The 15324-nt window shown below is 66.1% G+C and carries 12 protein-coding genes; 7 read left to right on the top strand and 5 right to left on the bottom strand.

Translation table 11 applies throughout. From position 1 onward, the window contains the following. Positions 1-84: 84 nt before the first annotated feature. Together H9654_RS12065 and H9654_RS12070 are read left to right on the top strand one after the other, a co-directional pair. Positions 85-465, top strand: a complete 381-nt coding sequence (locus tag H9654_RS12065) for a DUF6404 family protein (protein WP_042612637.1) — start codon at positions 85-87, stop codon at positions 463-465. 184 nt (positions 466-649) lie between these two features. After that, the gene (locus H9654_RS12070; RefSeq protein WP_191771025.1) at positions 650-1039 is read left to right on the top strand and encodes a DUF1801 domain-containing protein; all 390 of its coding nucleotides are present in this window, start codon (positions 650-652) and stop codon (positions 1037-1039) included. Positions 1040-1201: 162 nt separating this feature from the next. On the opposite strand, the gene H9654_RS12075 is transcribed toward H9654_RS12070, so the two are convergent. Continuing rightward, positions 1202-2689, bottom strand: coding sequence for an MATE family efflux transporter (locus H9654_RS12075; RefSeq protein ID WP_191771026.1), 1488 nt, complete (start codon positions 2687-2689; stop codon positions 1202-1204). A gap of 177 nt (positions 2690-2866) precedes the next feature. Between H9654_RS12075 and H9654_RS12080 the strand changes: the two genes are divergently transcribed. Further along, complete coding sequence (locus tag H9654_RS12080) at positions 2867-3274, top strand: RNA-binding S4 domain-containing protein (RefSeq protein ID WP_191771027.1); 408 nt, start codon at positions 2867-2869, stop codon at positions 3272-3274. Positions 3275-3389: 115 nt separating this feature from the next. On the opposite strand, the gene katG is transcribed toward H9654_RS12080, so the two are convergent. From katG to H9654_RS12095, 3 genes are all read right to left on the bottom strand, one after another. Then, the gene (katG, locus tag H9654_RS12085) at positions 3390-5627 is read right to left on the bottom strand and encodes a catalase/peroxidase HPI (protein WP_191771028.1); all 2238 of its coding nucleotides are present in this window, start codon (positions 5625-5627) and stop codon (positions 3390-3392) included. 157 nt (positions 5628-5784) lie between these two features. Then, the gene (locus H9654_RS12090; protein WP_191771029.1) at positions 5785-6417 is read right to left on the bottom strand and encodes a DUF937 domain-containing protein; all 633 of its coding nucleotides are present in this window, start codon (positions 6415-6417) and stop codon (positions 5785-5787) included. A gap of 87 nt (positions 6418-6504) precedes the next feature. Further along, a complete protein-coding gene (locus H9654_RS12095) occupies positions 6505-8523 on the bottom strand; it encodes an acyltransferase family protein (RefSeq protein WP_191771030.1) in 2019 nt (672 codons plus the stop codon). Positions 8524-8830: 307 nt separating this feature from the next. On the opposite strand from H9654_RS12095, the gene H9654_RS12100 reads away from it, so the two are divergent. The 4 genes from H9654_RS12100 to H9654_RS12115 are packed head-to-tail and all read left to right on the top strand — an operon-like array spanning position 8831 to position 12665. Further along, the gene (locus H9654_RS12100) at positions 8831-9529 is read left to right on the top strand and encodes a YIP1 family protein (protein ID WP_191771031.1); all 699 of its coding nucleotides are present in this window, start codon (positions 8831-8833) and stop codon (positions 9527-9529) included. Beyond that, positions 9526-10746, top strand: coding sequence for an efflux RND transporter periplasmic adaptor subunit (locus H9654_RS12105; protein WP_191771032.1), 1221 nt, complete (start codon positions 9526-9528; stop codon positions 10744-10746). Before H9654_RS12100 ends, H9654_RS12105 begins: the two co-directional genes overlap by 4 nt. 1 nt (position 10747) lies before the next feature. Beyond that, entirely contained in the window at positions 10748-11443 is a 696-nt protein-coding gene (locus H9654_RS12110) for an ABC transporter ATP-binding protein (RefSeq protein WP_191771033.1), read from the top strand. After that, complete coding sequence (locus H9654_RS12115) at positions 11436-12665, top strand: ABC transporter permease (protein WP_191771034.1); 1230 nt, start codon at positions 11436-11438, stop codon at positions 12663-12665. The genes H9654_RS12110 and H9654_RS12115 overlap by 8 nt, the downstream gene beginning before the upstream one ends. 68 nt (positions 12666-12733) lie before the next feature. Here H9654_RS12115 and mutS read toward each other — a convergent pair whose 3' ends face one another. Then, a complete protein-coding gene (gene mutS, locus H9654_RS12120) occupies positions 12734-15304 on the bottom strand; it encodes a DNA mismatch repair protein MutS (RefSeq protein WP_191771085.1) in 2571 nt (856 codons plus the stop codon). Between the last annotated feature and the right edge of the window lie 20 nt (positions 15305-15324).

Genomic DNA, 15324 nt, shown 5'->3' on the forward strand with positions numbered 1-15324 from the left:
TGCCGACAACTCCGGTTGTCGCCGCAACGGCCGCCTTCGGGCGGCCGTTTGCGTTTGGGTCCGCGCAGCGGCTATGTTCCGGGGATGAATACGTCTACTCCCCCGATTTCCGAGCGCTATCCGCCGCAGGTGCGACGCGCGCTGCAGCAGCTCGACGCCGCCGGCGTGAAGCGCTCGATGTCCGCGCCGCCCCTGTACCGCCTGTTCTGGCGGCTGGGCTGGGGCGTCGCCCCACCGATCCTGACCGGCTTCGCCACCAACGTGCTGACCACCGGTGCGTGGTTCGGCATCGGCTGGGGCACGGTGATGTGGCTGATGCTGTGGCGCAGTAGCGGCATGACCGGGCTGGGGATGGTGACCACGGCCGTGCTGGCCGGATTGGCCTTCGGCGTGCTGATGGCGGTGATGCTGCGCTACCAGCGGCAGCGCTTGGGCCTGCCGCTGTGGAAAGACATCGCGCCCTGAGGCATCCCGGGTGACGTCGTATCGAGCAAGCTCGACACTACGGTTCAGCATCCCGGGTGACGTCGTATCGAGCAAGCTCGACACTACGGTTCAGCATCCCGGGTGACGTAGTGTCGAGCTTGCTCGACAAGACACGGGGCAGTCGAGCAAGCTCGGCGCTACCCCCAAGGCGCAGGACACGGCGATGACGCTGCTTTCCGGTGGCAATCCGCAGATCCCCAAGGGTGACGGCGACGGGCCAGTCCAGGCTTGGATCGCCGCCGCGCCGGGCTGGAAGCAGGCCGCTGCCACGGAAATGGACGCGCTGATTGAACAGGCCGTGCCCGGTATCCGCAAGGCGGTCAAATGGAACTCGCCGCTGTACGGCGCGGCCGGGCAGGCCGAGTGGTTGCTCAGCCTGCACTGCTTCAACCGCTACATCAAAGTGGCTTTCCTGACCGGCGCGCGGCTGAAGCCGCTGCCGCCGGAAGGGTCGAAGCATCCGCTGACGCGCTACCTGCACGTGTTCGAAGACGTGCCGCTGGACCGCGCGCAGTTCACCGACTGGGTACGCCAGGCCGCCGCGCTGCGGTAGCGCCGACCCACCGTCGGCGAACGCGGCGGGCAGGCATAAGGTAGCGCCGCAGGCAGCGGCAGGAGCCGCTGCCAACGTCGCTTGCGACGGCCTGGAGGGTGCCGGTCAGGACGACCGGCATACCCATGGTCGGCGAGCGCAGCGGGCCCTGCGCGGGCGGCCTCAGCGCGGTGGCGCGGCCGGCGATACCGCCGCAGGCGCGGCGATTTCCAACGCGGCATCCGGGTCGGCCACCGGCGAAGGCGGACTGGCCGGGACTTCGGCCGGCGTACCATGCGCGGGGCTGTCCAGCATCCTGGCCTTGCGCCATCCGCCCCAGCGGTAATACGCCAGCGACAGCAGCATCGACACCAGTGAGCTGGCCGGAAAACTCCACCAGATCGCGTCCACGCCCAGGTACGGCTGCAGCAGTTCGGCGAAGGGCACCCGCACGCCCCACAGCGACCCGGCCAGGATCAGCAGCGGCGCCAGTACCGCACCGGTGGAGCGCACCACGCCGGAAATCACGAAGCTGACACCGAAGAACAGGAACGACCACACCGCGATGTGGTTGAGGTGCCGGGCCGCCTGCAGCGCCTGACTGCCATCGGGCAGGAACAGTGCCAGCGTGTAGCGGTCCAGCAGGATCAACGGGGCGATCAGCACGCCGGTCAGCAGGAAATTGAACAGCACGCCCTGGCGCGCGGTGGCGCGTACGCGTCCCCACAGCTGCGCACCGACGTTCTGCGCGGCCATCGACGAACATGCCGCGCCGATCGCCATCGCCGGCATCTGCACGTAGGTCCACAACTGAAGCGAGGCGCCATAGGCCGCCGCAGTATCGGTGCCGTACTGGTTGACCATGGTCATCAGCATGATCATTGACAGCGAAATCAGCACCATCTGCAGGCCCATCGGCACGCCCTTGACCACCAGCGCCTTCAGGATCGGCAGGTCCACTTTGAACAGCGCCATGTCCTTGCGGCCCAGCCACAGCACGTGGCGCTTGTGGCGCATGTACAGCAGCAGCGCGACCAGCGACAGCGTCTGCGCGATCAGCGTGGCCCACGCCGCACCGGCAATCCCCAGTTCCGGCAGCGGCCCGAGGCCGAAGATCAGCAGCGGGTTGAATACGATATCCAGCGCGACGGAAACCAGCAGGAAGCGGAACGGCGTACGTGAATCGCCGGCGCCGCGCATCGCTGCGCTGAGAAAGGCAAACGCGTACAGCGTCGGCATCGCCAGGAAGATGACCTTCAGGTAGGCCTCGGCCAGTGGCAACGACGCGGCGGGCGTGCCCATCGCCGCCAGCAACGGGTGGGCGAGGAACCAGCCGGCCACGGCAATCACCACCGACAAGCCGATGAAGAAGGTCGCGCTGGTGCCCATCACCCGGCGCGCCTGGCCGATGTCCTTGGCGCCCATCGCCTGGCCGATCAGGATGGTCGAGGCCATCCCGATGCCGAACACCGAGCCGATCAGGAAGAACATGATGTTGTTGGCATTGGCCGTCGCGGTCAGCGCGGCTTCGCCGAGGAAGCGCCCGACCCAGACCGCATTCACCGAGCCATTCAGCGACTGCGCGATGTTGCCCGCCAGGATCGGCAGGGAGAACAGCAGCAGGTTGCGCCCGATGGGGCCGGATGTGAGGTCGAGCGGCGCTTTTGCCATGGGTTGGAGATCGAACGGGCGTGCGCGAACACTAGCATCTGGCGGGTCTGCGGGATGTGCCGGTGAATCATTCACCGAGGGCGCAGCAGGCAGCCGGGGGAAGCTTGATTGCCGCAGGGAAGGCCGCATGTCCTGAGCAGCATCTCCTTGAACAACCCTGCGGAGTAACCCCTGTCGATGACCGAGCTTTCCCTGCCGCAGCCCAGCGTCCGTCTGGATATCTGGTTGTGGGCGGCACGATTCTTCAAGACCCGGAGCCTGGCCAAACAGGCGGTTGAAACCGGCAAGGTGGCGGTAGCTGGCCAGCGGCCGAAGTCCTCGCGTGCGGTGCGGGTCGGCGAGCAGCTGACCATCGAGCGCGGCGAAGAGCAGTTCGAAATCGCGGTGGTCGCGTTGAGCGACCAGCGCGGTCCGGCGCCGGTGGCCCAGCAGCTGTATGTGGAAACAGACGCATCCAAGGCACGTCGTGCAGAGCAGCGTGCAGTGCGGATCGCGGCGCGTGATGGGTACAAGGCGCCGGAGCACAAGCCAGACAAGCGGGCGCGAAAGCTGATCCGCGCGTTGGGGGATCTGGACGCGCTTTGAGTGTGGGGTGGAAAGCGGTGACGACCAACGGTCGTCACCCACCGATACCAATCCCCCACCGAGACAAATTCGTCACCCGGGTCGGTCCATGCCGCCCGGGTGAGGGGCTGCGACTTCAGCCGTGCAGGTCGTAGCGGTCCAGTTCCATCACCCGCGTCCAGGCGGCGACGAAGTCCTGCACGAACTTCTTCTGGCCATCGGCACTGGCATACACCTCGGCCACCGCGCGCAGCACCGAGTTCGATCCGAATACCAGGTCCGCACGGCTGGCGGTCCAGCGCGTGCCACCGCCGTTGCGGCTGCTGCCCTCGTAGCCATCGCCGGCGGCCTTCCACTGCGTGCCCATGTCCAGCAGGTTGACGAAGAAGTCGTTGCTCAGCGTGCCGATACGATCGGTCAGCACGCCGTCCTTGCCACCGTCCACGTTGGCGCCCAGCACGCGCAGACCGCCAACCAGTGCGGTCAGTTCCGGTGCGGTCAGGGTCAGCTGCTGTGCCTTGTCGATCAGCAGCGCTTCGGCCGGGACGCTGTAGCGTCCCTTGAGGTAATTGCGGAAGCCATCGGCTGCCGGCTCCATCACCGCGAAGGACTCCACATCGGTCTGTTCCTGGCTGGCATCGGTGCGGCCTGGAGTGAACGGCACGCTGATGTCATGGCCAGCGGCCTTTGCCGCCTGCTCGATGCCCACGCCACCGGCCAGCACGATCAGGTCAGCCAGTGAAACCTGGGCGCCACCGGCACCGTTGAAGTCTGCCTGCACCTTCTCCAGCGCGGCCAGCACCTTGGCCAGCTGCTGCGGCTGGTTGACCGCCCAGTCCTTCTGCGGGGCCAGGCGCACGCGTGCCCCATTGGCGCCACCGCGCTTGTCACCGCCACGGAAGGTCGATGCCGATGCCCACGCGGTGGACACCAGTTCGGCCACGCTCAGCCCGCTGGCGGCGATCTTCTGCTTCAGCGCGGCCACGTCCCTGGCGTCCACCAGTGGGTGCGTGGGTTCGGGCACCGGGTCCTGCCAGATGAAGGTTTCGGCCGGGATTTCCGGGCCCAGGTAACGGGCACGCGGGCCCATGTCGCGATGGGTCAGCTTGAACCAGGCGCGCGCAAAGGCATCGGCGAAGGCCTGCGGATCGGCCAGGAAGCGGCGCGAGATCTTTTCGTAGGCCGGATCGTAACGCAGCGAGAGATCGGTGGTCAGCATGGTCGGGCGGTGCTTCTTCGACGCATCGTGTGCATCGGGAATCACCGCCTCGGCATCCTTGGCCACCCACTGGTGGGCACCGGCGGGGCTCTTGGTCAGTTCCCACTCGTGCTTGAACAGCAGCTCGAAGAAGTCGTGGCTCCACTGCGCCGGGGTGCGCGTCCAGGTGACTTCCAGACCGCTGGTGATGGTGTCCCCGCCCTTGCCGCTGCCGAAGCGGTTGCTCCAGCCCAGGCCCTGGCGTTCCAGTCCATCGGCCTCCGGTTCCGGACCGACGTTGTCCGCCGGGCCTGCACCGTGGGTCTTGCCGAAGCTGTGGCCACCGGCGATCAGCGCAACGGTTTCCTCGTCGTCCATCGCCATGCGGCCGAAGGTATCGCGGATGTCGAAGGCGGCCAGCAACGGATCGGGGTTGCCGTCCGGGCCTTCGGGGTTCACGTAGATCAGCCCCATCTGCACGGCGGCCAGCGGGTTTTCCAGCTTGCGCGAATGCACGTCGCCGTCGGCATCGTCATCGGATACCAGCACGCCGCCGGCCTTCTCCACGCCTTCCGAACCGTGCTTGTAGCGTTCGTCGCCGCCGAGCCAGGTGGTCTCGCGGCCCCAGTACACGTCCTGGTCCGGTTCCCAGGTATCCGGGCGACCGCCGGCAAAGCCGAGCGTCTTGAAGCCCATCGATTCCAGCGCGACATTGCCGGTGAGGATCAGCAGGTCCGACCAGGAAACAGCCTGCCCGTACTTCTGCTTGATCGGCCACAACAGGCGTCGTGCCTTGTCCAGGCTGACGTTGTCCGGCCAGCTGTTGAGCGGGGCGAAGCGCTGCTGCCCACGGCCGCCACCGCCGCGACCATCGCCGATGCGATAGGTGCCCGCGCTGTGCCAGGCCATGCGCACGAACAGGCCACCGTAGTGCCCGAAGTCGGCCGGCCACCAGTCCTGCGAATCGGTCATCAACGCTTTCAGGTCATTCTTCAGCGCCTGGTAGTCCAGGCCCTTGAACGCGGCGGCGTAGTCGAACTGCGGATCCAGCGGATTGGAGCGCGAGGAATGCTGGTTGAGCAGGTCCACGCGCAGTTGCTTGGGCCACCAATCCCGGTTGGTGGTGCCTTCACCGGTGACGGCGTGGTTGAACGGGCACTTCGCTTCGCTATTCATGGGTCTCTACCTGTGTACTGGCGAATGTTTAATAGGGAACGTAAATCGATGTCCCATCCCACGGTAAGCACCACGCGCGGGAACGTACATTCGATTCGCTCAACCTCATCAATAGTAAGAAGCTATGAACTAGGAGCGATTGGACAGTCGTGGCCAATCAGGGGCGCTTGCCGAGCAGTCCGCCGCCGATTTTCAGGACATCACCGAGGCCAAACTGCCCATCGCCGTCCTGATCGAGGAGGGCGCCGAGGCCACCCCCGGCCATGCCCGAAGCCTGCGCTTCCTGACCTAGGGCCTGGCTGAGCTGGCCGGCGTTGCCCTGCTGGGCAAATTTCTGGGCCAGGAACGACATCACGATCGGGGCAAGCAGGGCCAGCAGCTGGCCGGACCTGCCACTGTCCAGCCCGGTCTTCTGGCCCAGCAGCTGCGCGGCCTGCGGACTCTGGCTGCCGAATACGTGGCCGAGGATGCCGGCGCCGTTGGTCGCCTGGCCACCGCCGCCGCCGAGCACCGCGCCCAGCAGGCCGCCGAGGTCGAAACCGCCTGCAGCACCGCCGGTCGAGGCAGGGCTACCACCCAGGTGATCACGCTGCAGTGCGTTGAGCAGCGACTGGGCACCCTGGGGATTGCTGGCGTTGTTGCCCAGGGCGCCCAGCAGCAGCGGCAGCGCGGACTGGATCGCCTGGCTGGCCTGGTTGCTGTCCACGCCGAGGGTCTGGGACACCTGCTGCAGGGCCGGACCCTGCTGCAGCTGCTGGAGGAGGGAGCTGGTGAGCGACTGCGTGTTCATGGCGGAACTCCTGCGGCTCGGTGTGGGCGACTCGGGTGTCGAACCCGCCGAGCATAACGCCGCCTGCACCAAAGCGATGCGAAGGCTTCACGGTGTGCCATGGGGCACGCCAGCAGCAGGCGGAGTCGCGATGGCGGCAGTGCGCTCCCCTATCTCCAGCAGCAGGCGGTCGAAATCAGGCAGCAGGGTGCGGTTGCCGTGCCCACTCAGGTGATCCTGGTCGAAGAACAGAGGTTGGTCGCCATCCATTGCCGCGCAGCGCTGTGGCGTGCAGAGCAAAGGCATCGGATCCCAGACGTGCAGCGCCGGATAGCGTGCCGACAGACGTTGAAGCATCGCCATCTGCGGCGCGCGCAGGGCCTCCATCTCCGCACGCGGCACGCTGAGTCCGCCGGCGCAGGCCGGGTTCATCCGGTTGAAGGCATCGGAGCATCGGTAGGCGGCCGAGCGGAACACCGGCATCGGTGCATCGATGATCACCTGCACGTTGAGCGCCTGCAATCGCTGCAGCACGGCATCGGCGTCGCGCTCGGCCGCAGCGGTATCGGCCGCACTGCGCTCGCCGCGCAGGGCAGCGAAGCCTGCTGCTTCGCCACGGCTCCAGTCCGCATCGCGCAGTTCCTGCATGCGCAGCGAGGCCAGCAGTACGATGTCTCCGGGCCGCGCCTCATCTTCGATCTTCTGCAGGACGCGACCCACGTAAGGCGCGCAGTCCACGCTGCTGGCCCGCAACAGGTTGACGATGCTGCAACCACCGCGCTCTTCAATGTGTAGCTCAAGGTCGAACTGTCGCGCCGCAATCGTCACCATGTTGCGATAGGCCGCCGCGTGCGAATCCCCGGCGACGAACAGACGGCGACCCGCAAGAGCAGGTGCATCGATCGGCTCGACCGGCATCCAGGCGGGTTGCCGTTGTGCCCTCCAGGCGTAGCCATCGCGCGTGGCGCTCAATGACAGGCTGTCGGTGTAATGGAGGATGGTCCATGCACCTGCAGTGGAAACGCCCAGGCCGGCCATGGCGCAGAGCAGCAGTTTGCCGGGGTGCCAGCGGCGACCAGCGTGAGCATTGCGCAGGGGGCATTCCACCCAGTGATACGAGGCGCTGGCCAGCGCCAGCAGCATGACGGGATAGGCCCACAAGGCGATGCCCTGCATGCCGTAGGTCCAGCGCAGCAGGACCAGCAACGGCCAGTGCCACAGATACAGCGAATACGACAACCTTCCCAGGTACACCAGCGGCGCCCATTGCAGGCCGCGCAGCAGGACATGCGGTCGTGGCGCGCCGTTGGCCGATGCCGCAGCGCCAAGCAGCATCACCGTGCCGACCACGGTGGCGATGGCGCCGGGGAACGGCACCGGCTGATCCCCGGCGAACAGGAACCCGACCACCACCAGCAGCAGCCCCGGCACCGCCCAGCCTTGCCAGTGCGGCGCCAGCGTGCGGGCGGCGATGCATTGATACAGCAGCGCGCCAGCGGCCAGTTCCCACAGGCGTGCTGGCAACAGATAGAACGCGCTGATGGGCGCGGCCTTGGTCTGCCAGGCCGCCAACAGCAGCGATGCCAGCGCCAGCAGTGGCAGGATCCCGTTTACCCATGGCCGCGATTGCCGTGCCCGCAGCCACACCAGGAACAGCAGCGGAAACAGCAGGTAGAACTGTTCCTCCACGCCCAGTGTCCAGGTATGCAGGAACGGATTGAGGTCTGCACCCGGAGAGAAGTAGTCCCCCTGCTGCCACGCCAGCACGAAGTTGGCGACCCCGAACAGCGCGCCCAGCCCGGTCTGGTCGAACTGCTCGTTACGCCACGCACGCGGCATCAGCAGGGCGGACAACAGGAAGGTGACCAGCAGCACCAGCAGCAGCGCCGGGAGGAGGCGGAGTACCCGGCGACGGTAGAAGTCCAGCAGGTAGGGGACGGCGTGGGCGTGCGGACGCGAAGCCAGCGACTGGCTTATGACGAAGCCGGACACCACGAAGAACAGGTCCACGCCACTGAAGCCCCCGGGCAGCAGGGACGCATCGACGTGGAAAATGACGACCGCCAGCACGGCGATGGCACGCATGCCATCGATGGCGTTGTCATGACGCGGTTTGGGATAGGACATGGACGAACCAGCGGCGGGCAAGGCCACAGGATCGAAAGCTGCGCGGTGGCGGACAAGCAGCAGATGCGACACGCGTGATTGCTGTTGGGCCAGCGTTGAGCCCGCCCCGCTAACGCCGACCCAGGGTCGGCGAGCGCAGCGGGTCGTGCAGAAAAACTCAGCCGAACATAGCTGGTCGCAGGCGGCATCGCGACACGTGATCGAAATCTGGAAGCACTGCCGCAGGTCCTTCGAAATGATGTCGGTCGCCGGAGATGGCCAGCCTTGTTCAGCCGGATGAGAAGCGAACGATGGAAAAGGGAGCGGGATGAGCAGTCGTATTGCAAGGACAGCAGGTGATGTGATCCTCGATCCGTTGAAGGGTTGGGAGCGCGTTGAGGCACGCAGCGACTGGCCGTGGCCGCTGTTGGCACTGACACTGGCTACGGTGGTGGCTTGGGCGACTTACTACGCGAACGTGGACCTGGCATGGCTGCAGGACCACGTGCTTGCGGACCACAGTGAGCTGGACGGTCGCGAGCTCGAGTTCATGCGAAACCTGCTCGGGCGCAGCCTGTTCACCGTCCTGTCGGTCGCCAGCTCGCTGCTGGTGGGCGGCGCCTTCATCCTGCTCACCGCAGCCTATCTGAAGGTTGTCGCACGTACCCGCCGCCCGGACCCCTATGTTAGGTGGGTGGGGCGTGCTGCATGGCTGACGGTGCCGGAGACCGTGATGCTGCTGATGATGGCGCTGCGTTGTGCAATGGCTGACACCAGCAACCTTCCTCCTGAACTGTCCAACCCGCTGTCCATGGCCCAACTGACCGGAATCGGCGTGGGCAGCCGATGGCTTTCGCTGGCCGGTTCGGTTGGCGTGCAATCACTCTGGACGGTGGCCCTGTGTGCAGCCGGCCTGCGCTACTGGCTCGACATGGGCTGGATCCGCGCGCTGTCGATCGCGCTGGCACCCGCGCTGTTGGTGTACGGCGCATGGGCCATGCGCGTTGCTGCAGGCGCCACGCAATGAACCGGCGTCTGGTGACCGGTGGCATCGTGATCATGGTGCTGGCGGGCAGCATGGTTGCCGCCCTGTGGGGCGGGCGGAAGCCCGTGGAGGTGCAGTACGAAATCGCGGAGAACAGGCCCCTGCGCGCGTCGGTGCTCGGTTCCGGTACTTTCGACTTCCGCGATACGGCCGCGCTTTCGCCCGAAGTCATCGGCCTTGTGCGCCAGGTGCTGGTGAAGGAAGGGGACCACGTCCAGATCGGTCAGCTGGTGATGGTGCTGGACCAGGAAACCCAGAAGGCCGAGGTGCAGCAGCGGGAATCAATGGTGCGTCAGCGGGCACTGGATATCGAGCAGCAGGCAGAGCTGCTCGACATCCGCCAGACCCAGGAACGTCGCAGTACCGAACTGGTAGCCAAGCGCTTGGTCGACCAGGCCAGTCACGATCAGGTTCGCCACGAGGTGGCACTGGCGCGGCTGCGGCTGAAGGCCAGCCGAGAGCAGCTGAAACAGTCCATGGCGGCCTTGGTGCAGGTGCGTGAGAGCCTGGCCAAGACGCTGATCCGCGCACCCATCTCAGGTGTGGTCACGTCCATCGCCTTGAAGGTCGGCGAAACCGCGGTACCGAGTTCGACGGGCATCGCGGGCTCCAGCCTGATGACGATCGCCGACGTCGGCACGATGGCAGCAACGATCAAGGTCGATGAGATGGATGTGTCGCGGATCAGGCAAGGACAGCAGGCCCAGGTATTCGCCGGATCGGACAGCCGCAGGGTGCTGAGTGGCAGGGTCCAGGAGATTGCGTTGGCACCGATGCGAACCGGGCTCGAGAGCACCAGCGCACACCAGCGCAGCTACGCGGTCCAGATCGCCCTTGATGGCCACGCCCATGCCGACCTTCGAACCGGGATGAGCTGCCGTGCCGAGGTGTTTGTTGATGTCGGCCGTACACCGGTCGCGGTGCCGGTGCAGGCACTGTTGAGCGAACAGGCCGATGGTGCACGCCACCGAGGTGCGGCAGGCAAGGCGGCGCAGCAGCGGTACTACCTGCTGGTGGAGTCGGGAGGCGCAGTCGTCAGGCGGCACGTCGAATCCGGCGTGTCCGACGACAGCCATGTCGAGATTGTCTCGGGACTGGCGCGCGGCGATCGGGTCATCACCGGACCTGCAAAAACGATGCGGCATCTGCGTGACAACCAGCGCGTACGTGCGGTGCCGGCGATGTTGGAACTGCCCTGACATGCAGCCCATCCTCGCGTTGCAACAGGTCTACAAGCACTACGCTATGGCGGGCGAGCAGGTTCCGGTACTGCGCGGAATCGATCTGACCATAGCGCGCAACGAGTACGTTGCCATCACCGGCCCTTCGGGATCCGGGAAGACCACCTTGATGAACATCCTGGGGTGCCTGGACCGGCCCAGTGCAGGAAACTATCTGCTCGCGGGTCAGCCGGTCACGCGCCTGGACGAGCGCGAGATGGCAGGAGTACGCAATCGCGCCATCGGCTTCGTTTTCCAGAGCTTCAACCTGATGTCGCGCGCAACCGCACTGCAGAATGCCATGCATCCGTTGCTGTACCGGAGGATGGGACCCGCAGAGCGCCAGCAGCGGGGCATGGACGCCTTGTGCAAGGTGGGGCTGGCGGACCGCGCAGACCATCTCCCCAGCCAGTTGTCCGGGGGGCAGCGGCAGCGTGTGGCGATTGCGCGTGCGCTGTGCGGCTCGCCATCAATCCTGCTCGCCGACGAGCCTACCGGCAACCTCGATTCCGCAACAACGCGAGACATCATGGCGCTGTTCGACGCGCTCTGGGCTCACGGAAGCACCATCGTCATGATCACCCATGAGACGGATATTGCGGACCACTGCCACCGCGTCATCCGTATCGAAGATGGGAAGGTGACCGCGGACCGGAGGCGTCAGCGGAATGGCTGATCTCCTGTTGATCTTCGAGTCGGCCTGGGCAAGCATCCGCGCGCACGCCATGCGCAGTCTGTTGACCGTGCTGGGCATCGTCATCGGTGTTGCTTCGGTCATCGCGGTGGTGTCGATCTTCCAGGGCATGGCCGCCTCGATTACGGATCAGTTCGCCGGTCTGGGCGCGAACAACCTGACCGTCCGGTCCGAGACCTCCTTCGATGACCAGTTGCAGGGTCGCCGTAGCCGGATATCACTGGAGGATTACCAGCGCCTGGTCGACGGCTTGCCCGGGGTGGGGGAAGTGTCTCCGAGCTTCAACGTCATGGGCGACCATGGCGGCACGGTGCATGCGGGGCGCGCGGATACCTTCACCCGAATCATTGCCAGTTCACCGGCTTACCAGCATTCGCGGCAGGTCTACCCCCGACTTGGCCGGTTCATCACGGCTGCCGACAACGATTCCCGTCGTCGGGTCTGCGTGGTCGGGGAGAAACTGCGCGGCAACCTGGAACTGCCTGCTGATCCCGTCGGCCAGTACATCCGCATCGGCAGTGAGTGGTGCAAGGTGGTGGGGTTGATGGAAGAGCGCGGCGACGTGTTTGGCTTCAGCCAGGATGACTTCGTCCTGATGCCTTTCGCCACCGGTCTTGCACTGGTGCGGGATGCATCTCAGGTGGATCTCAGTATCGACGTCCAGGTCGCCGATACGGCAGAAATGGAGGCAGTGAAGGAGAGGATCGAATCGCTGCTGCGTCAGTCCCGCCTCCGGGGAGGTAGCCAAGGAGGCGACTTTCGAGTCGAAACCGCTGAGCAACTTGGGGATTCGCTGAAGAGCATCATCCATCTGGTCAGCATGGTGTTCGCGGGGATCGTGGGTGTCTCGCTGCTGGTCGGGGGTATCGGCATCATGAACATCATGCTGGTTTCAGTCACCGAACGGACCCGCGAAATCGGCATCTGCAAAGCGCTTGGAGCCACCCGCCAAGCCATCCTGCTGCAGTTCCTCAGCGAGGCGGCGCTGCTTTCCGCGATCGGCGGGATCATCGGCGTAGTAGTCGGTTACGCAGGCGGCCTGCTCGCTTCTCTGGTCATCCCCGGGCTGCCACCGGCCACGGCGCCGTGGTGGACGATTCTCCTGTCGGTCCTGTTCTCCGCCGCCGTCGGCGTGGTGTTCGGAACGATCCCCGCCGCCAAAGCAGCCGGACTGGATCCCATAGACGCGCTTCGTTACGAGTGACCGCAGGTCAACATGCCCGCCCCGCTAACGCCGACCCAGGGTCGGCGAGCGCAGCGGGCCGTGCAGAATCAGACCAGCGCTTTCAACCGATACAGTGCTTCCAACGCCTGCCGCGGCGTCAGTTCGTCCGGGTCCACTGCCGCCAAGGCATCGAGCGCGGCGGTGTTGTGGGCGGCAAACAATCCGAACTGCTGCGGCGCATCCAGCGCCTGCGGCGCAACGGCCGCCGACTGGGTTTCACCCCCGCGCTGTTCCAGTTCGGCCAGCCGACGTCGTGCCTGCGCCACCGTCGCGCGCGGCAGCCCGGCCAGCGCGGCTACCTGCAGGCCGAAGCTGCGGTTGGCCGGGCCATCCTTCACTGCATGCATGAACACCAGCCGCTCGCCGCCGTTCTGGTCGGTGTGTTCCACCGCGTCCAGATGCACGTTGGCGATCCCGCTGCGGTCACCTTCGTGCTGTTCGCCGGCCAGTGCGGTCAGCTCGAAATAGTGCGTGGCAAACAAGGTGTAACACCGGTTCTGCCATGCCAGATGACGCGCCACCGCGTCGGCCAGCGCCAGGCCATCGTAGGTTGACGTACCACGACCGATCTCATCCATCAGTACCAGCGAATGCGCAGTGGCGTGGTGCAGGATGTAGCTGGTCTCGGCCATCTCCACCATGAAGGTCGACTGCCCGCGCGCCAGGTCGTCGCCGGCGCCGATGCGGGTCAGGATGCGGTCGATCGGGCCGATCACCGCCCGGCTGGCGGGCACGAAGCTGCCGATATGCGCCAGCAGCACGATCAGTGCGTTCTGCCGCATGTACGTGGACTTACCGCCCATGTTCGGGCCGGTGATCACCAGCATGCGGCGGTCGGGGTGCAGGTCCAGGTCGTTGGGTTCGAACGGCTGGTCGCGCACCGCTTCCACCACGGGGTGGCGCCCGCGTTCGATCTTCAGGCAGGGCGCGGTGTCCAGCTCCGGCCGAGCCCAGTCCAGCGCTTGCGCGCGTTCGGCGAAACCGGCCAGCACATCCAGTTCGCTCAGCGCGCCGGCGCACTGCTTCAGCGGCTCCAGGCAGTCGCCCAGCGTGTCCAGCAGCTGCTCGTAAAGCTGCTTCTCGCGCGACAGTGAACGGTCGCGCGCGGACAGCACCTTGTCTTCGAAACTCTTCAGTTCTTCGGTGATGTAGCGTTCGGCATTGGTCAGCGTCTGGCGGCGGGTGTAGTGCACCGGGGCGCGGTCGGACTGGCCCTTGCTGATTTCGATGTAATAGCCGTGGACGCGGTTGTAGCCGACCTTCAGCGTGGCGATGCCGCTGCTTTCGCGTTCGCGCTGTTCCAGGTCGATCAGGAACTGGTCGGCGTGCGTGGAAAGCCGGCGCAGTTCATCCAGTTCTTCATCGAAGCCATCCGCCAGCACGCCACCGTCGCTGAGTTTGAGCGGTGGCATGTCGGCGATGGCGCTGGCCAGCAGGCGCGCGCAGTCGTCGTGCTCGCCGAGCAGCTGATGCAACGCCTGCAGGCGCGGCGAATCCAGCGGGGCGAGCACCTCGCGCACCGCCGGCAGCAGGCCCAGGCCATCGCGCAGTGTGGAAAAATCGCGTGGGCGCGCCGAACGCAGCGCCACGCGGGTCAGGATGCGTTCCAGGTCGCCCAGGCGCCGGAACTGTTCACGGATATCCGCATCCGCGCCGCGGTCGATCAGGGTTTCCACGGCATGGTGGCGCTGTACCAGTACCTCGCGCAGGCGCAGCGGCCGGTGCAGCCAGCGCCGCAGCAGGCGTCCGCCCATCGGGGTGACGGTGCTGTCCAGCACGCCGAGCAGCGTGTTGCGGGTATCCCCATCGACGCGGGTATCCAGCTCCAGGTGGCGGCGCGTGGCGGCATTCATCGCGATCGCTTCGCCCGCGTTTTCCATCGCGATGGAGGTCAGGTGCGGCAGGCGCTGCTTCTGGGTTTCTTCGACGTAGCCCAGCAGCGCCCCGGCGGCACCGGTGGCACGTGGTTTGTCATCGATGCCGAATCCACTGAGGTCATGCAGCTTGAAGAACGCCAGCAGCTGGCGGCGGCCACTGTCGGCGTCGAACAGCCACGGCGCACGCAGCCGCACGCCCTTGCGCTGGCGCAGGAATTCGGGCCAGTTCTCTTCGTCGGGGACCAGCAGTTCGGCCGGTTCCAACCGTGCGAGCTCGGCTTCCAGCGCGTCGTCGGTGTCGACTTCGTTGACCAGGAAGCGCCCGCCGGCCAGGTCTGCCCACGCCAGCCCGTAGCCGGACCTGCTGCGCGACAGCGCCATCAGCAGGGTGTCGCGGCGCTCGTCCAGCAAGGCTTCGTCGGTGACGGTGCCGGGGGTGACGATGCGCACCACCTTGCGTTCCACCAGGCCCTTGGCCAGGGCGGGGTCGCCGATCTGTTCGCAGATTGCCACCGATTCGCCCAAGGCCACCAGCCGGGCCAGGTAGCCTTCATAGGCATGCACCGGCACGCCGGCCATCGGGATCGGGGCGCCCCCCGAGCTGCCACGCTGGGTCAGGGTGATGTCCAGCAGCCGCGCGGCCTTGCGTGCGTCGTCGTAGAACAGCTCGTAGAAATCGCCCATGCGGAAGAACAGCAGCAGGTCCGGGAACTCGGACTTGGCGGCGAAGAACTGCTTCATGAGCGGGGTGTGTTCGGGCT

The sequence above is a fragment of the Stenotrophomonas lacuserhaii genome, assembly GCF_014836545.1.
In the GTDB taxonomy this organism is placed as follows: Bacteria; Pseudomonadota; Gammaproteobacteria; order Xanthomonadales; family Xanthomonadaceae; genus Stenotrophomonas; species Stenotrophomonas lacuserhaii.